Here is a 22,552-nt window from a genome sequence, read left to right as displayed (position 1 = left end):
CGATTCACATAACTGCGCAAACGCGCCTCCCAGGGAGTCTTCATGTCGTTCTTGTCACGTTTCCGGGTGGGCGCGCTGCTCACCACCAGTTTCATTTTGGTCGCAGCTCTCAGTCTGGTGGTGGGCGGGGTGGCCTTGTTCAACATGCAGCGCATGAACGAGGCGGCCAAAACATCCTACGAAAGCGACCTCGTAGGACTGTCGTTGACCAAAGAGGCCAACATCAATCTGTTGTACATCGGCCGAGACGTGCGCAATGCCATTCTGGCGTCCACCAAGGAACAGCGTGAAGCTGCGCTGGCCGGCATACAGAAGAACATGGCCCAGGCCCGCAGCCTGATGGACAGGGCCAAACCGCTTTTTTACAGCGAACGAGGACGAGCCATGTTTGCCGAACTCGACACGCAGTGGCAGACCTACCAGAAAGAGGTGGACAACATCTCGCGCTCCATTGCGGGTGAAGAACTGTCCCAGGCCCGCAAGTCCACCGATTTGTTGTTCACCGACTTCAAACGCCAGGTGGACGTGGTGGACAAGCTCATGACCGAGCTCACGGTCGTCAAGGAGAACAACGCCGAGCGTCTGTTCAAAGAAAGTGTGGAGAGCTACAACACCACCTTCTGGACCATGGTGGTGCTGGTGGCGGGTGCATTGCTGGTTGGCATGGCGCTGGGCATGCTGATTTCGCGCAACATCACACGCCAGCTCGGTGGCGAGCCTGCGTACGCCGTGGATGTGGCCACCAGCATCGCTCAGGGTGACCTGGCCCGCTCCATCGACGTGCGCCCCGGCGACTCGTCCAGTATCGTGGCGGCCATGGCAGCCATGCGCCAGCAACTCGCCAATGTGGTGGGCCAGGTGCGCCAGGCCAGCGACAGCATTGCCACCGGTTCACAGCAGATCGCATCGGGCACGCAGGACCTGAGCCAGCGCACCGAAGAACAGGCCAGCAACCTGGAAGAAACAGCGGCCTCCATGGAAGAGCTGACCGGCACCGTGCGCAGCAACGCCGACACCGCCGAGCAGGCGAACAAGCTGGCCCAGCAAACCTCCGATGCCGCCAACAACGGTGGCGAGAAGGTGGGCCGGGTGGTCTCGACCATGCAAGGCATTGCGGATTCGTCGCGCCGGATCGCCGACATCATCGGCGTGATCGATGGGATTGCCTTCCAGACCAACATCCTGGCGCTGAACGCCGCCGTGGAAGCCGCCCGGGCCGGCGAGCAGGGGCGCGGTTTTGCCGTGGTGGCCAGCGAGGTGCGCAACCTGGCGCAGCGCAGCGCCAGCGCCGCCAAGGAGATCAAGGACCTGATTGGCCAGAGCGTGGGCCAGGTGGAGCAGGGCACGGTGATTGCCAGCGAGGCAGGCGCCGCGATGCAGGACATTGTGGACCGCGTGCGCAACGTGAGCCAGTTGATCCGCGAGATTTCAGCCGCCACCGCCGAGCAGACCACCGGCATCGAACAGGTGGGCACGGCGGTCATGCAAATGGACCAGGTGACGCAGCAAAACGCGGCGCTGGTGGAAGAGAGCGCCGCTGCCGCCGACAGCCTGCGCGCGCAGGCCGCGCGCCTGACTGAGGTGGTGAACGTGTTCAAGCTGGAAGGCGGGACGGGCACCTCTTATGGCACCTCGCAAGCCGCTCTGCACGCCGTGACGCCGGCACCAGTGGGACAACACTCCGCTGGGAGGCGCCTGGGTGCCCCCGGTGGCGAACAGCTCGCGCTGGCGCGCTGAGTGCCTGAGCCGGGCGATCGGGTGCCTGGTGCCCTGGGGCTGCGCCCGTTCGAAGGAGGGCGGGAGCGCCCCGCCTACAATCCGCGCCCATGGCAGTCAAACCCGTTCCCGAGTATTCCGAAGGCTCCATCCGCGTCCTCAAGGGGCTGGAGCCGGTCAAGCAGCGGCCGGGCATGTACACCCGCACCGACAACCCGCTGCACATCATCCAAGAGGTGCTGGACAACGCCGCCGACGAGGCGTTGGCCGGTTACGGCAAGAAAATCAAGGTCATCCTGCACACCGACGGCTCGGTGAGCGTGGAGGACGATGGCCGGGGCATCCCGCACGGCCTGCACCCTGAGGAAAACGCGCCCGTCATCGAGCTGGTGTTCACCCGGCTGCATGCGGGTGGCAAGTTCGACAAGGGCAAGGGCGGCGCCTACAGCTTTTCGGGTGGCCTGCACGGCGTGGGCGTGAGCGTGACCAACGCGCTGTCCACCCGGCTGGAGGTGAGCAGCCACCGCGAAGGGCAATTCGCCCGCCTGGTGTTTGCTGCCGGCGACGTGGTGGAACCCATCGCCATCCGCCCGCTGCAGGACGGCGAGCGCAAACAAGGCACCACGGTGCGCGCCTGGCCCGACGCCAAGTACTTCGATTCGGCCACCCTGCCCCTGGGCGAGCTGACCCACCTGCTGCGCAGCAAGGCGGTGCTGATGCCTGGCGTGGCGGTGTCCCTGGTGAACGAAAAAACCAAGGAAACCCAGACCTGGCAATACAAAGGCGGCCTGCGCGACTACCTGCAGCAGACCCTGAATGGCGAGCCGGTGATCCCCCTGTTTGACGGTGAAGGTTTTGCCGACGCCAGCAGCGAGAGTTTTGCCGAAGGCGAGGGCGCCAACTGGTGCGTGGCTTTCACCGAAGACGGCCAGCCGGTGCGCGAGAGCTACGTCAACCTCATCCCCACCAGCGCCGGTGGCACCCACGACAGCGGTTTGCGTGATGGCCTGTTCAACGCCGTCAAGAGCTTCATCGACTTGCACAGCCTGCTGCCCAAGGGCGTCAAGCTGCTGCCCGAGGACGTGTTTGCCCGCGCCAGCTACGTTCTAAGCGCCAAGGTGTTGGACCCCCAGTTCCAGGGTCAGGTCAAGGAGCGGCTCAACTCGCGCGACGCGGTGCGGCTGGTGTCCAGCTTTGTGCGCCCGACGCTCGAACTCTGGCTCAACCAGCACGTGGACCACGGCAAGAAGCTGGCCGAGCTGGCCATCAAGGCCGCGCAGACGCGCCAGCGCGCCGGCCAGAAGGTGGAAAAGCGCAAGGGCAGCGGCGTGGCCGTGCTGCCCGGCAAGCTGACCGACTGCGAAAGCCGCGACATCGCCCACAACGAGTTGTTTCTGGTGGAGGGCGACTCGGCCGGTGGCAGCGCCAAAATGGGCCGCGACAAAGAATGCCAGGCCGTGCTGCCGCTGCGTGGCAAGGTGCTCAACACCTGGGAGGTGGAGCGCGACCGCCTGTTTGCCAACAACGAAATTCACGACATCTCGGTGGCCATCGGTGTGGACCCGCACGGCCCTACCGACAGCCCCGACCTCAGTGGCCTGCGGTACGGCAAGATCTGCATCCTCTCGGACGCCGATGTGGACGGTTCGCACATCCAGGTGCTGCTGCTCACGCTGTTTTTCCGCCACTTTCCCAAGCTCATCGAGGCCGGCCACGTGTTTGTGGCGCGCCCGCCGCTGTTCCGGGTGGACGTGCCCGCGCGCGGCAAAAAGCCGGCGGCCAAACACTACGCGCTGGACGACGGCGAGCTGACCGCCATCCTCGACAAATGCGCCAAAGATGGCGTGCCACGCGAAAAATGCCCCATCAGCCGCTTCAAGGGCCTGGGTGAGATGAGCGCCGAACAACTGTGGGACACCACCCTCAACCCCGACACGCGCCGGCTGCTGCCAGTGCAACTGGGCAACATCGACTTCGCCCGCACCGAGGCCGAGATCACCAAGCTCATGGGCAAGGGCGAGGCGGCGGCGCGCCGCGAACTGATGGAGCTGCGCGGCGACGAGGTGGACATCGACATTTGACGGGGATCGCTTGAGCTGATTCGAAGAAACACATGACCGAAGAACTGATCCTGCCCGACGAGCCGCAGACCCCACCGCCCGCCGAACCCCCTGCGCCGCCCCCGCCCGTGGAGCCCGACGACGACAGCCTGGCCGCCTACGCCCAGCGCGCCTACCTCGAATACGCGCTGAGCGTGGTCAAAGGCCGGGCGCTGCCCGATGTGTGCGACGGCCAGAAGCCGGTGCAGCGGCGCATCCTTTACAGCATGGAGCGCATGGACCTGGGTTACTCGGGCAACACGGCGGCCAAGCCGGTGAAGAGTGCCCGGGTGGTAGGCGACGTGCTGGGCAAGTACCACCCGCACGGCGACAGCGCTGCTTACGACGCGCTGGTGCGCATGGCGCAGGATTTTTCCCAGCGCTACCCGCTGATCGACGGCCAGGGCAACTTCGGTAGCCGCGATGGCGACGGTGCCGCCGCCATGCGCTACACCGAGGCCCGGCTGGCCAAGATCACCGGGCTGCTGCTCGACGAAATCGACCAGGGCACGGTGGATTTCATCCCCAACTACGACGGCTCGTTTGAAGAACCGCGCCAGTTGCCGGCGCGCCTGCCTTTTGTGCTGCTCAACGGCGCCAGCGGCATCGCCGTGGGCCTGGCCACCGAAATCCCCAGCCACAACCTGCGCGAGGTGGCCGACGCCTGTGTGGCGCTGGTGAAAAACCCCAAACTGAGCGATGAGGACCTGTTCACGCTCGTGCCCGGCCCCGACTACCCCGGTGGTGGCCAAATCATCAGCACGGCTTCCGACATTGCCGACGCCTACCGCAGCGGCCGCGGCAGCCTCAAGGTGCGCGCACGCTGGAAGATCGAGGAACTGGCGCGGGGTCAGTGGCAGCTGGTGGTCAACGAATTGCCGCCGGGTGTCAGCTCGCAAAAGGTGCTGGAAGAAATCGAGGAGCTGACCAACCCCAAGCTCAAGGCCGGCAAAAAGGCGCTGACACAAGACCAGAACCAGCTCAAACAAACCGTGCTGGCGGTGCTGGACGGCGTGCGCGACGAGTCGAGCAAGGATGCCGCCGTGCGCCTGGTGTTCGAACCCAAGACCAGCCGCACCCTGCAGCAGGAGCTCATCACCACCCTGCTGGCCCACACCAGTCTGGAGACCTCGTCCTCCATCAACATGACCATGGTGGGCCTGGACGGCAAACCCATCCAGAAGTCGCTGCGCCAGATGCTGCTGGAGTGGATCAGCTTCCGCCAGACCACCATCACCCGGCGCAGCCAGCACCGCCTGCAAAAGGTGCTGGACCGCATCCACATCCTCGAAGGCCGGCAGCTGGTGCTGCTCAACATCGACGAGGTGATCGCCATCATCCGCCAGAGCGATGAGCCCAAGGCGGCGCTGATCGCGCGCTTCAATCTGAGCGACCGGCAGGCCGAGGACATCCTGGAAATCCGGCTGCGCCAACTGGCGCGACTGGAAGCCATCAAGATCGAGCAGGAGCTGAAAGAACTGCGCGAAGAGCAGGGCAAACTCGAAGACATTCTGGGCAGCGAAGCGACGCTGCGCCGGCTCATGGTCAAGGAGATCGAGGCAGACGCCAAGACCTTTGCCGACGCCCGCCGCACCCTCATCCAGGCCGAGAAGAAAGCCGTGGCCGAGGTCAAGGTGGTGGACGAGCCGGTGACGGTGGTGGTGTCACAAAAGGGGTGGGTGCGTGCGCGCACCGGTCACGGCCACGAGGCGGGCGGCTTCGCCTTCAAGGCGGGCGACGGCCTGTACGGTACCTTCGAGTGCCGCACGGTGGACACGCTCATCGTGTTTGGCAGCAACGGGCGCGTGTATTCGGTGCCCGTGTCTGCGCTGCCCGGTGCCCGGGGCGACGGCCAGCCCATCACCACCCTGATCGACCTCGAATCCGGCACCCAGCCGCTGCATTACTTTGCCGGCCCGGCCAACGCCGTGCTGCTGCTGAGTGGCTCGGGCGGCTACGGTTTCATCGCCACGGTGGAGAACATGGTCTCGCGCCAGAAGGGCGGCAAGGCTTTCCTCAACCTGGGCGAGGGCGAGACGATTTGTGCGCCTTCGCACGCCGCGTTCACCAGCGGCAGCCAGGCGCTGGCGCCCGCCACGCACGTGGCCTGCGCGTCCACCGGCGGGCGCATCCTCACCTTTGACATCAGCGAGCTCAAGCAGATGGAGAAGGGCGGACGCGGCCTGATGTTGATCGACCTGGAGGCCAAAGACACGCTTGCCGGCGCGGTGGCCTACACCCGCAGCATCCGCATAGCCGGCATTGGCCGCGGCGGCAAGGAGCGCGACGAAACACTGGAAATCCGCAGCCTCAACAACGCCCGCGCCGCGCGTGGGCGCAAGGGCAAGGCCGCCGACCTGGGTTTCAAGCCCAACCGTGTGACGCGGGTGGAATGATGGACAACAACGCCGTGGGGGCGCTGCTCGCGATTGGCGGTTTTGTCGTCGCTTTTGGGGTGGCCAAGTGGGTATCGACCCGCATACGCCAAAAACACCAGGCCCGGGACAAGGCCCTGGCGGCGAGCCGGCAAAGCCGCCAGGTGCGCCGCGCCCAGGCCCGCCGCGGCAAGGTCTGAGGCGGGGCTGCGATGGGCGTGACGCTGGACCACTTGCGCCGCCACGCCATTGCGCGCAGCCTGTTCAAGCCCACCACGCTGTCGGCCGCCATCAAACGGCTCGGCTTTGTGCAGGCCGACCCCATGCGGGCGCCGGCCCGCGCGCAAGACCTCATCCTGTTCCAGCGGGTCAAGGGCTACCGCGCCGGTGACCTGGAGCGGGGCTACGAGCGGCTGGCCATTGAGGAAGAGGCCTTCGTCAACTATGGGTTTGTGCCACGCGACTGGACCGCCCTGCTGCACCCGCGCTCCCCACGCGGCGCCTGGGACGCCGCCGCTACCCGCCGCGCCCACGAGTTGCTGGCCTTTGTGCGCGAACGTGGGGCCGTGCACCCGCGCGAGGTCAGCGAAGCCTTTGCGCACCACGGCCGCGTGGCTGGCTACTGGGGCGGCGACCTGAACGCCAGCACCCGCTTGCTGGAGGAGATGCACCGCCACGGCTGGTTGCGCGTGCGCCGCCGCGACTCGGGCACCCGTGTTTATGAAACGGTGGCGCACCCGCCGCAGGACGACGACCCGGTCACACGCCGCACCCGCGCCGAGGCCCTGGTGGACCACATCGTGAACCTCTACGCGCCGCTGCCGGCCGCCAGCCTGGGCTACCTTGTGACCCTGCTGCGCTACGGCGCGCCCCAACTGATGACCGAGGCCCGTGCCGTGGCCAAGGCTGCTGCCAGCCGCTGCGGCCATGCGCGGGTGGACGGTGTGGACTGGTTCTGGCCGGCCGACGAAAACCCTGCCTCGCGCCGTCACCGGCCCGAACCCACGGTGCGCCTGCTGGCGCCCTTCGACCCGGTGGTGTGGGACCGCCGACGCTTTGAGCTGCTGTGGGGTTGGGCCTACCGCTTCGAGGCCTACGTGCCCGCCCCCCAACGCACCATGGGGCACTACGCCTTGCCCCTGCTGTGGGGCGAGCAGGTGGTGGGTTGGGCCAACCTGCGGCTGGAGCGCGGCACATTGCGGCACGAACTGGGCTTCGTCAATGGCCGCCCCTGCGGCGCCGCCTTTGGCCAAGCGATCGAAGAGGAGCTGGTGCGATTTCGGGCGTTTCTGGGCGTTTGATGGTCAGTTGAGCCGTATTTTTGTAAATACAGCTCAATAAATGAGCTGTATTCAATAAAATGCGGCTCATGAACGCTCCTCGTGCGACCCTGATTTGGCAACTGCCCGATTGGCCCAACCTGCAGGCCAACGATCCGGCCTTGTTGCCCTTGCTGCTGGACGCGCGTGAATGGCTGGGCCGGGTGCGGGGTGCTTACAGCGCTGCCGGCCTGGACCCTGCGGCCCCCGCCACACAAGACGTGTGGCAGCAGGAGGCGTTGGCCACATCCGCCATCGAAGGTGAGTCGCTCAACCCGGCATCGGTCCGTTCTTCCGTCATGCGTCGTTTGGGTTTGGGGGAGGACCAGGAGGCGCCTCGAGACGAGCGTGTGGACGGCTTGGTGGCGATGCTCGACGAGGCCACCCGGCTGCATGACCAAGCCCTGGACGAGGCGCGGCTGTGCCGCTGGCATGCGGCCCTGTTTCCCTCGGGGTACAGCGGCATGACCCGCATCCGGGTAGGCCAGTACCGAAATCACAGCGATGCCATGCAGATCGTCAGTGGTTTGCCTGGGCGCGAAGTGGTGCACTACACGGCACCGCCCTCGGCCCAGGTGGCCAACGAAATGCAGCGTCTGCTGGCTTGGTTGGCACACACCGGGGCGGAGACAGCGGACGCGCCGCATCAGGATGGCTTGGTGCGTGCCGCCATCGCCCACCTGTGGTTCGAGTCCATACACCCGTTTGAAGATGGCAACGGGCGCATCGGTCGCGCTGTCGTGGATCTGGTTCTGGCGCGGGACGCGGGTAGCCCCGTGCGTTTCATCAGCCTGTCCAGGCAGTTGCTGGCTGAGCGAAAGGCCTATTACGCCGCCCTGCAGCAGGCCCAGCACGGTGGCAGCACCGACGTGTCGCCGTGGGTGATGTGGTTTGTGCGGCAGCTGGCGGCGGCTTGCCAGCATGCCTGCGGTTTGCTGGACGCGGCCCAGCAGCGCTCACGGTTCTGGGTGGTACACGGTGCGGTGGCGCTCAACGCCCGTCAGTACAAGGTGGTGCAACGCCTGCTTGATGCGGGCGATGGTGGCTTTCTGGGCGGACTCAACGCAGAAAAGTACATGAAGCTGACCGGCGCCTCCAAGGCCACGGCCACACGCGACATGGCCCACTTGGTCGAGCACGGTTTGCTGTCGGTGCGGGGGCAGGGCAAGGCGACGCGTTACTTCGTCAATGTGCCCGGCTGGGACCATGCAATCGACGCCGGGCAGGGGCCGCCAGCGCAAGGTTCATAAGCAGGCCCCGGCCAGTGGTTGACGTACCGTTGTGGTGCGTTCCCAAGGGTGGTCAAACACATGCACCAAAAAAAACAGAAATCGCGCCAGTTTGATGCGCGACGCACCAAACTGGCGGTTTTATTGGATCAGGCCAGCTCGGCGATCATTTCAATTTCAACACAGGTGCCCATGGGCAATTGCGCCACACCAAAAGCACTGCGGGCGTGCAGACCTTTGTCGCCAAACACCTGACCAATCAGTTCAGAGCAGCCATTGGTGACCAGGTGGTGCTCGGTGTAATTGGGGCTGGAGTTGACCAGGCTCATGAGCTTGACGATGCGTTTGACACCGTTGAGGTCGGTGCCGGCGGCTTTACAGGCAGCGTCCAACGTGCCCATGAGGTCGATGGCGACGGCGCGTGCGGCGGCTTTGGCTTCATCGGTGGCCATGTTGGTGCCCAGCTGGCCGACCCAGGCCTTGCCGTCTTTTTTGGCGATGTGACCGCTCAGGAACACCAGCTTGCCCGTTTGCACAAAAGGCACATAGGCTGCGGCAGGCACGGCCACGGGGGGCAGCGTGATGTCGAGGGCTTTGAGTTGGTCGTAGACGGACACGTGGGGCTCCAGGGTGTGTGTGATGTGAAGCGGGCCATTCTATCGGCCACCCTCTTGAGCCGTGGCTGGGTCAGCGACTGGAAACTGGTCCACCGGCGCCACCGTCACGCCCACGTGCAAGCTGTGGCTGCCACCGCCCTGGATGACGCCGCGCAGCGGCGACACGTCGCCAAAATCGCGGCCCAGGGCCAGGGTCACGTAGTCTTCGCCAGGGCGGCCCAGACCGCAGCGGTTGTTGGTGGGGTCGAAGTCGCACCACACACCGTCCTCGCCGTCTGCGCCGGGGCAATAGACCGCCACCCAGGCGTGTGAGGCATCGGCGCCGATCAGCCGCACCTGGCCCTCGGGCACCTGGGTCAGCAGGTAACCGCTGACGTAGCGCGCCGCCAGCCCCAGGCTGCGCAGGCAGCCCAGCATGATGTGGGCAAAGTCCTGGCAGACGCCTTGGCGCTGCGCCAGCGCGGTGAGGGCCGGGGTGTTGATCTCGGTGCTGCCACTGCGGTATTCGAACTCGGCATGTATCCGCGTCATCAGCGCCTCGCAAGCGTCGAACAGCGCACGGTCGGGCGTGAAGGCGGCGCGGGCGAAATCGATAAAGGCCTCATGCCGCGGCACAAAAGGCGAGGCGAACACGAATTCGTTGGCGGCGTCAAAGGCTGCGCCAGCGTGGTAGCGGAAATGGTCGCGCACCGCCTCCCATGCGGGGGATTCGGGCAAGGGCTGCGGCGCCTCGGTGCGCACGGCCATGTCGGCGTGCACACACAAGCGGTCGTGGGGCACCTGCAGGGCAAAGAAGTGGCGCGGGTTGCCGAAGGCGTCTTCGCCCTCCATGGCCTGGGCGGGTTCGGGCGTGACACTGAGTTGGTGTGAGAGCAGTGTCTGGCCCGCCAGCGCGGCGCTGGGCCGCAGGTGGGCCATGTGCTGCGCCAGCATCACGGGCGCCGCGTAGTCGTAGCAGGTTTCGTGGACGATGCGCAGTTCCATCGGGGGCTCCGGCTGGGGTCAGGTCATCAAGGCCTGGTTGTCGCGGTCGGCGTGGCTGAAGTGGCGGCGGTTGATGTCGTCCGACAGGTCCATGGCCGCTTGCCGACATTGGCTCAGCACCGCCAGCAGGGCCGTCGGTTGGCCCTGGGCGTTGGTGTCGCAAAACGCGGTCAGCGTCCAGCCAGCGGGATCGGGCAGGGGCTGGGCCAGTTCCGAGACCTCGCCGTGCACCGTGTTGGCGAGCTTGGACAGCCGCGAGCGCAGGGTGCCCAACACCCAGGCCAGAGAGCGCGGGTTGTCGCGGTCGAGCACCAGCATGTCCACCAGCGCAGGCAGGTCGCGCCGCTGCTGGTAGCGGGCGTGGAAGGTGATGGTGCTGTCGAACAAGGCCACCAGGGCCTCGAAGCCGCCGTCCTCGGACAGGCTGGCGTGGGTCAGGCCGTCGGCCAGCGCTTGCGACAGCGTGCCCAGGCGCTCGATGTGGCGGCCAATGCTGAGCAGGCGCCAGCCGTCGTCGCGCACCATGCGGTCGGTTTGTGCGCCGGTGATGGCGGCCAGGCCTTCGCTGGTCAACTCCAGCGCGTTGAGGGCTTCCTGTGGCGCGTACTCGGCGTCGGCGCTGAGCTGCTCGCAAGCGTCAGAGAAGGCCACCAGCACCCGTTCGATGAGGTTGCGTTGCTCTTGCGACAGGCGTTCACGCACGCTGGCCGCCGCCTGCGACAGCGCGCGCAGATTGAACCCCACGCTGTGGGCGCCACTGTCGGGTGCGAGCATCGCGATCAGCGAGCGTTCGAACACACGCGGCGACTGGGCTGCGCTGGGCACATCGGGCAACACCAGGCCGTTGCCCATCGCGCTGGCACCCAGCCAGTTGAGCAGGGCGGGCGAACTCTGGTCTTCGCCGTGCAGGCTGCGCAGAGCGATTTGCGCCAAGCGCACGCTGTTTTCAGCGCGTTCGGTGTAGCGGCCCAGCCAGAACAGGTTTTCAGCCGCCCGGCTGGTCACCGGGCGCTTGTGTTCGAGCTGATCGATGGGAATGGGCGCCTGATTCAGCAGCGTGGTGTGATCGACCTCGCCCCGCGTGAGCACCCAGCAGTCGGCGCTGCTGCCCCCACGCTGCATGGAGGCCATGAGCTGGCCACGCGGCGCCAGGCGCACCATGCCGCCGGGCAACACCCGCCACGACCGCGGTCCGTCGGCCAGCGCAAACACGCGCAGCATGGCCGAGCGGGGCGCCAGGTGGTCGCCCTTCCAGGTGGGGGTCTGCGACAACGGCAGGTAGGTCTGCACCGTGTAGTTCTCGGGCTGGCGCACCATGCGACCGGTGAGCTGGTCCAGCGCGTCGGCGCTGAGGCGCTGGCCCATCTGTGTGCTTTTGCCGAGGTCGGGCCGGGTCGGCTTGATCACGCTCTGCTTGAGCAGGGGCAGCACCCGTTGCAAGGCGGCGGCCTCGCCACACCACCAGGTGTCCAGCGAGGGCAGGGCGAGTTCCTGCCCCAGCAGATGCCGGCTCAGTGCGGGCAAAAAGCCCAGCAGCGCGCTCGACTCCAGCGGTGCCGTGCCGGGTGCGTTGGCCAGCAGCAGGTTGCCCGCGCGCAGGGCTTGCAGCAGGCCGGGCACACCCAAGGCAGAGTCGCTGCGCAGCTCCAGCGGGTCCAGCCACTCGTCGTCCAGCCGTTTGATGAGCGCGTGCACCGGCTCCAGGCCTTGCAGGGTCTTGAGGTACACGCGTTGGTCGCGCACCGTGAGGTCGCTTCCCTCGACCAGACTCAGGCCCAGGTAACGTGCCAGGTAGGCGTGCTCGAAATAGGTTTCGTTGTACGGGCCGGGCGTCAGCAGCGCGATGCGGGCGTTGGCCCCTTCGGGCACCATGCGCTGTATACCCTCCATCAGCGCGCGGTAGCTGGCCGCCAGGCGCTGCACCTTCATGCCACCAAAAGCTTTGGGAAACTGACGGCTGATGGCGATGCGGTTTTCGAGCAGGTAGCCCAGACCGGAGGGTGCCTGGGTGCGCTGCGACACCACCCACCAGCGGCCGTCGGGGCCCCGCGCCAGATCGAACGCCGCGATGTGCAGCCAGGTGTCGCCAGGCGGGCTCACACCGTGCATGGCGCGCACGTAACCGGGGTGGCCTTGCACCAGCGCCGCCGGCAGCAAGGCACGCTTGAGCAGTTCACGGGGGCCGTAGATGTCGGCGCAGATGCGGTTGAGCAGGTCGGCACGCTGCAGCACGCCGGCTTCGATGCTGGCCCAGTCGTCGGGCGTCACGATCATCGGCAACAAATCCAGTGCCCACGGACGCTGGCCGCCCTGGTCGTCGGCGTAGACGTTGTAGGTGACGCCGTTGTCGCGTATCTGGCGGGCCAGGTTGTGCTGGCGCCGGTTCAGGTCGCCCAGGCCCTCAAAGCCCACGTGTTCGAAAAACTCGGCCCAGTGCGGACGGATGGCACCAGCCTCGTCACGCAATTCGTCGAGGTGGCCGGCGTCGGCGCGGCCACCCATGGCCGCCGCCATCTGGGCCGGGCTCTCGTGGGCGTCGTCGCCAAAAAGGGTGGGGTCGGGGGCTTTCACGGCCCCCGAGTATGCCCGGCTTCAGACGGTTGATTGAATTGGCATTTCACTGCCGCAGGTCCAGCGTGAAAGGGAACTCGCGGCTCGACTGGGCCGGCTGCACCACCATCTCGCCCGGGGTGTGTCCCATCTGGAAGAAGCGCGACAGGCGCCGGCTTTCGGCTTCGTAGGCGTTGACGGGGAAGCTGTCGTAGTTGCGTCCGCCCGGGTGGGTGACGTGGTACTGACAGCCGCCCAGCGACCGTTTCATCCAGGTGTCCACGATGTCGAAGGTCAGCGGGGCGTGCACGCCGATGCTGGGATGCAGGGCGGAGGGCGGGTTCCAGGCCTTGTAGCGCACACCGGCCACATAGTGGCTGGTGGTGCCGGTGGGCTGCACCGGCAGGGCGCGGCCGTTGACGGTGACGACGTAGCGGCTGTCGTTCCAGCCGCTGATGTGCACCTCTAGGCGCTCCAGCGACGAATCGACGTAGCGCACGGTGCCACCGGCCGAGCCTTCCTCGCCCATCACGTGCCAGGGCTCCAGCGCGTTGCGCAGGGTCAGTTCCATGCCGCGCGCACGCACCTTGCCCACCAGCGGGAAGCGGAACTCGAAGTGGGGTTCGAACCAGCCCATCTCGAAGGGGTAACCGGCCTGGCGCAGGTCGGCCAGCACGTCCTCGAAGTCCATGCGCACGAAGGTGGGCAGCAGGAAGCGGTCGTGCAACTCGGTGCCCCAGCGCGTGAGGCGGCCTGTCCAGGGCTGTTTCCAGAAGCGCGACACTAGGGCGCGCAGCAGCAGCTGTTGGGCCACGCTCATGCGGGCGTGAGGTGGCATCTCGAAGGCGCGCAGCTCCAGCAGCCCTAAGCGGCCGGTGCTGCTGTCGGGCGAGTAGAGCTTGTCGATGCAGAACTCGCTGCGGTGGGTGTTCCCGGTCACGTCCACCAGGATGTTGCGCAGCGTGCGGTCCACCAGCCAGGGCGGCATGTCCTGGCCGTGTATGCCCCGGTTCTTTTCGATCTGGTTGAGGGCGATTTCCAGCTCGTAGAGCTGGTCGTTGCGCGCCTCGTCCACGCGCGGCGCCTGGCTGGTGGGGCCGATGAAGAGGCCGCTGAACAGGTAGCTCAGCGATGGGTGGTTGTGCCAGTAGGCCACCAGGCTGCCCAGCAGCTCGGGCTTGCGCAGAAAGGGCGAATCGGCCGGTGTGGCGCCGCCCATGACGAAGTGGTTGCCGCCACCGGTGCCGGTGTGTCGCCCGTCGGTCATGAACTTCTCGGCGCACATGTGGGTTTGGTGCGCGGCCTCGTACAGGAACTCGGTGTGCTCCACCAGCTCGCCCCAGTTGTGGGCCGGGTGGATGTTGACTTCGACCACGCCGGGGTCGGGCGTGACCTGCAGCATTTTCAGGCGCGGGTCGCGCGGTGGCGGGTAGCCTTCCAGCACCACCTGCACACCCAGCTTTTCGGCCGTGGCCTCGATGGCGGCGAGCAGGTCCAGGTAGTCCTCCAGGCGCGCCAGCGGCGGCATGAAGATGTAGAGGTGGCTGCTTTTGCCACCGGCGTTTTGTTCGGCCTTGGGGCCATTGGCCCGTTGTGGGTCGCGGGCTTCGATGCACAACGCGGTGCGGGTCAACCAGGCGGCCGACTCACCACGCGCCGGGTAGCGCGCGCTCATGGGCTGGGCGGGGGCGGCGCCGGGCACGCCCTGACCGCTGGGGTCACCCTGCCAGGCGGGCGTGTCGTCGCCCGGCACGCCGAATTCGGCGTTCTGCATGGACACCACACCGCCCTCTGCAAAACCGCCGCCCACCTGATGCGGTGCGTACTGCCGCTTGAAGGCACTGCCTTCGGGCAAGGCGTCGCGCTGGCCCAGTGGGTCTTGTTCGATCAGGTAGGGGTAGTCGGCCTTGCTGACCCAGGGCAGCGAATCCAGCGGCAGGCGGTAGCCCATGGGCGAGTCGCCCGGCATGAGGTACATGCGCTCGTCGCGGAAAAACCAGGGGCCGGTGGTCCAGCGGGTGCCGCCCAGTCCCAGGGTGCGCACGCCCTTGGCGGCGTTGGGGCCGGGCACGGCGTGGGCCTGCAGCGGCAACACGTAGCCCACCACCGCCTCCAGCCCTTGGCCAAACACGCGGCGCAGGCGCTGGCGCTCCATCTCGTCGTCCAGCTTGGCGTCAAAGGGGTCCACGTTGACCGGCAGGCGCCGTTCGCGCCACAGGTAGTAAAACGTGTCCTCGTAACCGGGCGTGATGTGCTGGGTGGACAAACCCAGCTTGCGCGCCAGCGCCTGGCTGAAACGGCGGGCATCGTCGGCGGTGTATTTGGCCGGTTCGCGTTCGTCGGCAAACAGGGCGGGGTTGTGCCAAATCGGCTCGCCATCGGCACGCCAGAACAGCGACAAGGCCCAGCGCGGCAGCTGCTCGCCCGGGTACCACTTGCCCTGGCCCAGGTGCAGAAAGCCGCCGTCGCCGTACTGCAGGCGCAGGCGGTGTAACAGCTCGGTGGCGTAATTGCGTTTGGTGGGGCCCAGGGCGTCGGTGTTCCACTCGGCGGCGTCGCGGTCGCGCGTGGCCACAAAGGTGGGCTCGCCGCCCATGGTCAGGCGCACGTCGCCGGCCACCAGCTCCTTGTCCACCTGCTGGCCAAGGGCGTCGATGGCGGTCCATTGTTCGTCGGTGTAGGGCCGGGTCACGCGCGGCGATTCGTACACCCGGGTCACGCCCATGTGGTGGCTGAAGGTCACTTCGCATTCGTCCAGCGCGCCTTCGATCGGAGCGGCGCTGCTGGGCTGCGGTGTGCAGGCCAGCGGGATGTGGCCTTCACCGGCCAGCAGGCCCGAGGTCGGGTCCAGGCCAATCCAGCCAGCACCGGGCAGGAAGACCTCGCACCAGGCGTGCAGGTCGGTGAAGTCGGCCTCAGGGCCGCTGGGACCGTCCACCGCTTTCACGTCGGGCGCGAGCTGGATCAGGTAGCCCGACACAAAACGCGCGGCCAGGCCCATGTGGCGCAGCAGTTGCACCAGCAGCCAGCCCGAGTCGCGGCAGGAGCCACTGGCCTTGGTCAGGGTTTCTTCCGGCGTCTGCACGCCAGGTTCCATGCGAATCAGGTAGCCGATGTCGCCCTGCAGCTTCTGGTTGATGCCGACCAGGAAGTCGATGGTGCGCTGCTTCTTGTTGTCCACACTGGCCAGGTAGGCCTTGAACGCGGGGGTGAGCTCGCCTTTGGCCAGGTAGGGCTGCAGCTCCTTGAGCTGGTCGGCCGAGTAGGCGAAAGGGAATTCCTCAGCATGCGGTTCAAGGAAAAAATCGAAAGGGTTGTAGACCGCCATCTCGACCACCAGGTCCACCGTGACTTTGAATTCGCGCGTGGACTCCGGGAACACCAGGCGTGCCTGGTAGTTGGCGAACGGGTCTTGTTGCCAGTTGATGAAATGCTGGGCTGGCTCCACCCGCTGCGAGTAGGACAGCACCTTGGTGCGGCTGTGTGGCGCCGGCCGCAAGCGCACCACCTGGGGCCCCAGTTTGATGGGGCGGTCGTAGGTGTAGTGGGTGACGTGGTTCAGGGCAACGTGGATGGCCATGCGATAAGCTTTCGTCAGGGAGAACAGCAGCATGCACAGAACAGAATGCCGCACGGCCATACTAGCAAGGACCGCGCCAACATTTCATGACATCCGACACCATCCACTCAAATGGGGCAGCCTGTGTTGATGGAATGAGTGCCGTTTCATGTGGCCGTGGCTGGCGGGATGGGCGATCGGGGTGGCGCTGCAATGGCAGCAGCCGCAGCTGTGGCCTGTTGCTGCCTATGGGGTGGTTCTGTGCGTGGCTGTGGTTGCCGCTTGGGCCTGGCGGGTGGCGCCGGCGGCGGCCGTGGGCGGGCGTGTGTGGCAACCCGGCCTCGCGCTTCTGTGTGCCGCGTTGCTGGGGTTTGCCACGACGGGGTGGCGTGCGCTGCCGCTGCAGTCCGATGTGCTGGCGCCGCAGTGGGAGGAGCGCCCGCTGTGGTTGCGTGGGGTCGTGGCCGATTTGCCCCAGAGCCATCCCGATGGGCAGATGCTGGTGGTCCGTGTCGATTCGGCCGATCGGGACGGACGTCCCGTCGAGCTGCCCAAGCGGGTGCGGCTGTTCTGGCCCGCCGCGCCCGACACGTTGAAGGCCGGCCAGGTGTGGCGCTGGCCTGTGCGGTTGCGTGCACCGCATGGTTTGGCCAATCCGCACGGGTTTGACCGCGAGTTGTGGCTGTGGGAGCAGGGCATCGGTGCCGCGGGTGTGGTGCGCAGCGGGCGCCAGGTGCCCGCTCCCGAGTGGGTTGGCGACAGCGCTCGCCACCCGATCGACCGCTGGCGTGGCGCGCTGACATCGGCGGTGGTGCAGCGGGTGCCGGATGCACGCGCCGCTGGTGTGATCGCGGCATTGCTGGTGGGCAACCAGTCGGCCATCGCCCGCGACGACTGGCAGGTCTACCGCGACACCGGCGTGGCGCACCTGATGGCCATCTCTGGCCTGCACATCACGCTGTTCGCCTGGCTGGCCACCCGCCTCGTGGGGCTGGTTTGGCGGCGGCTGGCACCGGTGTGGCCCGGGCTGCTGCTGCGTTGGCCGGCACCTGTGGCGGCCGCGTTGGGTGGGCTGTTGTTGGCCACAGCGTATGCGCTGCTGGCGGGCTGGGGTGTGCCGGCTCAGCGCACGGTGTTCATGCTGGCCACGGTGGTGGTGCTGCGCTGGCATGGGCTGGACTGGCCCTGGCCCCTGGTCTGGTTGTGGTGCTTGGCGCTGGTGCTGGCCGCAGACCCGTGGGCCGGCCTGCAGCCCGGTTTCTGGCTCAGCTTTGTGGCGGTGATGCTGCTGTTTGTGTCAAACCCTCAGGGCCAACAGACGGCCTCTGCGGGGCAGGCCTTGCGCTCGCTGCTGCGCGAGCAGTCGGTGATGACGCTGGCGCTGGCGCCCCTCACCCTGTTGTTGTTTGGTCAGGTGTCGGTGGTCGGGCTGTTGGCCAACCTGCTGGCCATTCCCTGGGTGACGCTGCTGGTCACGCCACTGGTATTGTTGGGCGTGTTGGCCGCCCCTTTGTGGGACGTGGCCGCCTGGGCGTTGACGGTGATGTCGGCGGTGCTCCAACCGATGGCCCAGTGGCCGCTGGCGGTTTGGCATGCGCCAGCGCCGCCGTGGCCGGTGGCGGTGCTGGGTGTGTGTGGTGCGGTGCTGGCCGTGATGAGGGCGCCGTTGCCCTGGCGTTGCCTCGGCGCCCTGTTGGCATGGCCCGCCCTGGCTTTTGTGCCGGCGCGCCCTGCCGCTGGCGCGTTCGATGTGTGGGCGCCCGACGTGGGGCAGGGCAGCGCAATACTGGTTCGCACCGCCCACCACAGCCTGCTGTTTGACGCCGGCGCGCGCTACCGCAGCGGTGGGGATGTGGGCGAACGGGTGCTGGTGCCCTGGCTGCGGCGCGTGGGCGAACGGCTCGATGTGCTGGTGATCAGCCACCGCGACAGCGACCACGCAGGCGGCGCCGAATCGGTCTTGCGGGCCCAGCCGCAAGCGGGTTGGCTGGCGTCCTATGTGCCCACGCATTCCACACGTGGTTTCGCGCCCACGGGCCCCGCCTTGTGCGAAACGGGCCAGCGCTGGATCTGGGACGGCGTGACCTTTGAGGTGAAGCACCCCGACCCGGCCGACCACCTGCGCGCGGGCGCGCCGTCGAATGCGTTGTCCTGCGTGCTGCGGATCAGCAACGGCCGGCAGGTGGCATGGTTGACCGGCGACGTCGGACACGACCAGGAGGTGAGGTTGGCGGCCCGCCACCCGGGCGAGCGGGCCGACGTGCTGGTGGTGCCGCACCACGGCAGCCGCTCATCGTCCAGCCCGGTCTGGCTCAACGAATTGATGCCGACCTGGGCACTCATACAGGCCGGGCATCTGAACCGGTTTGGCCACCCGGCGCCCGAAGTCGTGGCGCGGTACGAGGCCCGAGGTGCGCAATGGCGGGCGTCGCCATCGTGCGGCGAAATGCGCTGGAGCAGTGCCCAGCCCGACGGGCTGCGCTGCCACCGCGACACCTCACGCCGATACTGGCACTGGCGGGCGCCAGCGCACCGCCAAGACCCGCATACCATGCCCGAAAGTGGCGACGATGTGCCGCTTCAGGCCGAGGAGGCCACACCTTGATACGGTGGGCGAGGTGATGTGCCGGAGCGTTATGGGCAGCCGGTTGGCGCGGTACTTGCTATGCTTGAATCAGACAGGAGTGAGATCACATGCAACTTCAGCAGTTCGACGAGATGTACACCGGGCCCGAGAGCCTGCGGCCACATTACAAGGCCTATGCCACCTGGCTGGGCGAACAGCCACCCGAGGTGATGGCGGCCCGGCGCGAAGAAGCCGAGATGATTTTTCGCCGTGTCGGCATCACCTTTGCCGTTTACGGCGCCAAGGACGAAGACGGCTCCGGCACCGAGCGTCTGATTCCCTTCGATCTCATTCCCCGGATCATTCCTGCCCACGAGTGGGCTTCGATGGAAAAGGGTTTGGTCCAGCGTGTGACCGCGCTCAACGCCTTCATCCACGATGTTTACCACGGCCAGGAGATCATCAAGGCGGGTGTCATTCCCGCCGATCAGATCACCCAGAACGCCCAGTTCCGGCCTGAGATGGTGGGCGTGGATGTGCCCAACCACACCTACTCCCACATCGCTGGCATCGACATCGTGCGGGCACCGAACGCGGCGGGCGAGGGCGAGTACTACGTGCTCGAAGACAACCTGCGCGTGCCCAGCGGCGTGAGCTACATGCTCGAAGACCGCAAGATGATGATGCGGCTGTTTCCCGAGCTGTTCGCGCAGAACCGGGTGGCCCCGGTGGCCCATTACCCCGACCTGCTGCTGGAGACCCTGCGCGCCTCCAGCCCCGCCCACACCGCCGAACCCACGGTGGTGGTGCTCACACCTGGTATGTACAACAGCGCCTACTTCGAACACGCCTTCCTGGCGCAGCAGATGGGTGTGGAGCTGGTCGAGGGACAAGACCTCTTCGTCAAGGACCACTTCGTCTACATGCGCACCACACGCGGGCCGGTGCGGGTGGATGTGATCTACCGCCGGGTCGATGACGATTTTCTCGATCCCCTGGTGTTCCGCCCCACCAGCACCCTGGGTTGTGCCGGCCTGCTGGATGCCTACCGAAAGGGCAATGTGACCATCTGCAACGCTGTTGGCACCGGTGTGGCCGATGACAAGTCCATCTACCCTTACGTGCCGCAGATGATCGACTTCTACCTCGGCGAGAAGCCGATATTGAACAACGTGCCCACCTACATGGGCCGCAAGCCCGACGACCTCAAGTACATGCTGGACCACATGCAGGAACTGGTGGTCAAGGAGGTGCACGGCGCTGGTGGCTACGGCATGCTGGTGGGGCCGGCGGCCACCAAGGCCGAGGTGGAGGCGTTCCGTCAGGCGGTCAAGGCCAAACCCGATGGTTACATCGCCCAGCCCACGCTGAGCCTGTCCACCTGCCCCACCTATGTGCAAAGTGGCGTGGCCCCGCGCCACATCGACCTGCGTCCTTTTGTGCTCTCCGGCAAGGAGGTGCAGATGGTGCCTGGTGGCCTGACCCGTGTGGCACTCAAGGAAGGCTCGCTGGTCGTGAATTCGTCACAGGGTGGCGGTACAAAAGACACTTGGATTCTGGAAGACTGAAAGAAGGCGAAACAAGATGCTGTCACGAACCGCCGATCACCTGTTCTGGATGTCCCGCTACACCGAGCGCGCCGAAAACACCGCTCGCATGCTGGATGTCAACTACCAGACCTCCTTGTTGCCCCAATCGGCCGCCGTGGCCGAAGTGGGCTGGGAAGGCCTGCTCACCATCAGCGAGCTGATGCCCAGCTACCGCAGCCGTTACGGACAGGGCGAGGTCAAACCCCGCGATGTGCTGGACTTCATGGTGCGCGACGAGGACAACCCCTCGAGCATCGTGTCCTGCCTGCGTGCGGCGCGTGAAAACGCCCGCGCCGTGCGCGGCGCACTCACCACCGAACTGTGGGAAACCCAGAACCAAACTTGGCTGGAACTCACGCGCATGCTCAAGGGCAAGGAGTTCGAGCGCGATCCGGGTCAGTTCTTCGAATGGGTCAAATTCCGTTCTCACCTGTCGCGCGGCGTGGCCATTGGCACCATGTTGCAAGACGAAGCCTTCCACTTCTACCGCATGGGCACCTTTCTGGAGCGTGCCGACAACACGGCGCGCCTGCTGGACGTGAAGTTTCACGCGGTGCAGAGCGATTTTTTTGGCACCGCCAGCGAGCTCGATCAGGAGTACGACTTCTACCACTGGAGTGCCATCCTGCGTTCGGTCAGCGGCTTTGAGGTCTACCGCAAGGTCTATCGCGACGTGATCAAACCGGAGCGTGTGGCCGAATTGCTGATCCTGCGTGCCGACATGCCGCGCAGCCTGCACGCCAGCATGAACGAGCTGGTCAGCAACCTGGCGGTGGTGGCCAATGACCACTCGTCTGAAACCGAACGGCGTGCGGGCAAATTGCGTGCCGATCTGCAGTACGGGCGCATCGACGAAATCCTGGCCACCGGGTTGCACGCCTTCCTCACGCAGTTCCTCGACCGGGTGAACGAACTGGGTGGGCGCATCAGCCAGGACTTTTTGGTGCCCAGCCTCGACTGACCCGGCGCGCAGGCGTCGCCGGGCTTGCCACGGCCCTGGCGTTCGGCACAATACCGGGCAACCACGCAGATGGACGTGGACAGGGAGTGTGTCGATGAAAAAGAGCGTCTGCCGCCCGCTGCTGGCGGCGGTGTTGGTGTTGGGCGGTGTGTTGTCTCATGCCGAGGCCACGCCGACACCCTCCGCGCCGAAGCCGGTGGTGGTGGGTGTGGAAGACGATTGCGCGCCTTTTGCCTGGGTGGGGCAAGACGGTCAGCCCCAGGGGTACTCGGTGGATGTGGTGCGCCTGGCCTTCAGTGAAATGAAGGTGCCCTTGAAGCTTGTGGTCCTTCCCTTTGAGCGCTGCATGCGTGAAGCGCGTTTGGGCAAAGTGGCGGCCTGCTTCAACTCCATGTTCAACGAAGACACTGCCAAGGAGTTCCACCTGCACCAGGCACCGCTGTTCCATGAACCGCTGGGTGTGTTGGCCCTGGCGTCTGCCCCGCGTGAGGTGATGGACCAACAGGCCATGCAAGGCCGCACGGTGGGTTATGTGCAGTCTTATCAGTACCCGGATTGGTTCATCAAAAGCACCACCATCACCCGGGTGCCGGCCCGCAATGACAAGGCCTTGTTGCTCATGCTGGCCCGGGGGCGTGTGGATTTTGCCCTCTACGGTCCGACCATGGCCGCGTGGTACCTGCAAACGGCCCCGGAACTGCGCGGTGTGAAACTGCGCTTGGTGGGGGAGGTGTCCAACGACGGGTTTGGGGTCGCGTTTTCGCGTCGCCACCCCCAGGGTGAGGCACTGCGCCACGGCTTTGATCAGGCGCTGGTGAAGCTGCAGGCCCGGGGCGTTTTCACCGCTTTGCGGAGCAAACACCTGCCTGCTCTGGAGCCTTGAGGGCAGCCTTGGTCGCGGCGCCACCGGGCATCGAGTTTGAGCAGGCGCGAGGTTTTTGATTGTTTGGGTTCGGATGTTGGACTCCGTGGTGAAAAACGTGCGCCT

14 protein-coding genes are annotated in these 22,552 nt (G+C 66.3%); 10 read left to right on the top strand and 4 right to left on the bottom strand.

The window, feature by feature from the left end:
• Nucleotides 1-42: 42 nt before the first annotated feature.
• The 6 genes from ACFQU0_RS16980 (at nucleotide 43) to ACFQU0_RS16955 (ending at nucleotide 8,759) form a co-directional block, all read left to right on the top strand.
• The gene (locus tag ACFQU0_RS16980; protein ID WP_382202848.1) at nucleotides 43-1,737 is read left to right on the top strand and encodes a methyl-accepting chemotaxis protein; all 1,695 of its coding nucleotides are present in this window, start codon (nucleotides 43-45) and stop codon (nucleotides 1,735-1,737) included.
• Between the two features lie 89 nt (nucleotides 1,738-1,826).
• Nucleotides 1,827-3,797, top strand: coding sequence for a DNA topoisomerase IV subunit B (locus ACFQU0_RS16975; RefSeq protein WP_382202846.1), 1,971 nt, complete (start codon nucleotides 1,827-1,829; stop codon nucleotides 3,795-3,797).
• Between the two features lie 32 nt (nucleotides 3,798-3,829).
• Nucleotides 3,830-6,211, top strand: coding sequence for a DNA topoisomerase IV subunit A (gene parC / locus ACFQU0_RS16970; protein WP_382202845.1), 2,382 nt, complete (start codon nucleotides 3,830-3,832; stop codon nucleotides 6,209-6,211).
• A complete protein-coding gene (locus tag ACFQU0_RS16965) occupies nucleotides 6,211-6,390 on the top strand; it encodes a hypothetical protein (RefSeq protein WP_382202843.1) in 180 nt (59 codons plus the stop codon). The genes parC and ACFQU0_RS16965 overlap by 1 nt, the downstream gene beginning before the upstream one ends.
• 12 nt (nucleotides 6,391-6,402) lie before the next feature.
• Complete coding sequence (locus ACFQU0_RS16960) at nucleotides 6,403-7,491, top strand: DNA glycosylase AlkZ-like family protein (protein WP_382202841.1); 1,089 nt, start codon at nucleotides 6,403-6,405, stop codon at nucleotides 7,489-7,491.
• 68 nt (nucleotides 7,492-7,559) lie between these two features.
• Nucleotides 7,560-8,759 (top strand): DUF4172 domain-containing protein, encoded by a 1,200-nt coding sequence (locus ACFQU0_RS16955; RefSeq protein ID WP_382202840.1) that lies wholly within the window; start codon nucleotides 7,560-7,562, stop codon nucleotides 8,757-8,759.
• A 128-nt stretch (nucleotides 8,760-8,887) separates the two neighbouring features.
• On the opposite strand, the gene ACFQU0_RS16950 is transcribed toward ACFQU0_RS16955, so the two are convergent.
• The 4 genes from ACFQU0_RS16950 to ACFQU0_RS16935 all read right to left on the bottom strand — a co-directional run bounded on the left by ACFQU0_RS16950 (nucleotide 8,888) and on the right by ACFQU0_RS16935 (nucleotide 16,469).
• Nucleotides 8,888-9,355, bottom strand: coding sequence for a RidA family protein (locus tag ACFQU0_RS16950; RefSeq protein ID WP_382202838.1), 468 nt, complete (start codon nucleotides 9,353-9,355; stop codon nucleotides 8,888-8,890).
• A gap of 39 nt (nucleotides 9,356-9,394) precedes the next feature.
• On the bottom strand, nucleotides 9,395-10,339 hold the full coding sequence (locus tag ACFQU0_RS16945; RefSeq protein ID WP_382202836.1) for a transglutaminase family protein: 945 nt from the start codon (nucleotides 10,337-10,339) through the stop codon (nucleotides 9,395-9,397).
• 18 nt (nucleotides 10,340-10,357) lie between these two features.
• Nucleotides 10,358-12,853: a circularly permuted type 2 ATP-grasp protein gene (locus ACFQU0_RS16940; protein ID WP_382202949.1), complete on the bottom strand. Its 2,496-nt coding sequence runs from the start codon at nucleotides 12,851-12,853 to the stop codon at nucleotides 10,358-10,360.
• 103 nt (nucleotides 12,854-12,956) lie between these two features.
• On the bottom strand, nucleotides 12,957-16,469 hold the full coding sequence (locus ACFQU0_RS16935; protein ID WP_382202834.1) for a transglutaminase family protein: 3,513 nt from the start codon (nucleotides 16,467-16,469) through the stop codon (nucleotides 12,957-12,959).
• A 148-nt stretch (nucleotides 16,470-16,617) separates the two neighbouring features.
• Between ACFQU0_RS16935 and ACFQU0_RS16930 the strand changes: the two genes are divergently transcribed.
• From ACFQU0_RS16930 to ACFQU0_RS16915, 4 genes are all read left to right on the top strand, one after another.
• Complete coding sequence (locus ACFQU0_RS16930) at nucleotides 16,618-19,053, top strand: DNA internalization-related competence protein ComEC/Rec2 (RefSeq protein WP_382202832.1); 2,436 nt, start codon at nucleotides 16,618-16,620, stop codon at nucleotides 19,051-19,053.
• Nucleotides 19,054-19,142: 89 nt separating this feature from the next.
• Nucleotides 19,143-20,582, top strand: a complete 1,440-nt coding sequence (locus tag ACFQU0_RS16925; protein ID WP_382202831.1) for a circularly permuted type 2 ATP-grasp protein — start codon at nucleotides 19,143-19,145, stop codon at nucleotides 20,580-20,582.
• Nucleotides 20,583-20,598: 16 nt separating this feature from the next.
• The gene (locus ACFQU0_RS16920; protein WP_382202829.1) at nucleotides 20,599-21,564 is read left to right on the top strand and encodes an alpha-E domain-containing protein; all 966 of its coding nucleotides are present in this window, start codon (nucleotides 20,599-20,601) and stop codon (nucleotides 21,562-21,564) included.
• Nucleotides 21,565-21,658: 94 nt separating this feature from the next.
• Nucleotides 21,659-22,447 carry a substrate-binding periplasmic protein gene (locus ACFQU0_RS16915; RefSeq protein ID WP_382202827.1) on the top strand — a complete coding sequence of 263 codons (789 nt, stop codon included), beginning with the start codon at nucleotides 21,659-21,661 and terminating at the stop codon, nucleotides 22,445-22,447.
• Nucleotides 22,448-22,552: the final 105 nt, after the last annotated feature.

The organism is Hydrogenophaga defluvii (assembly GCF_042665235.1).
GTDB lineage: Bacteria > Pseudomonadota > Gammaproteobacteria > Burkholderiales > Burkholderiaceae_C > Hydrogenophaga > Hydrogenophaga defluvii_A.
This window is presented reverse-complemented; position numbering and strand designations above follow the sequence as displayed.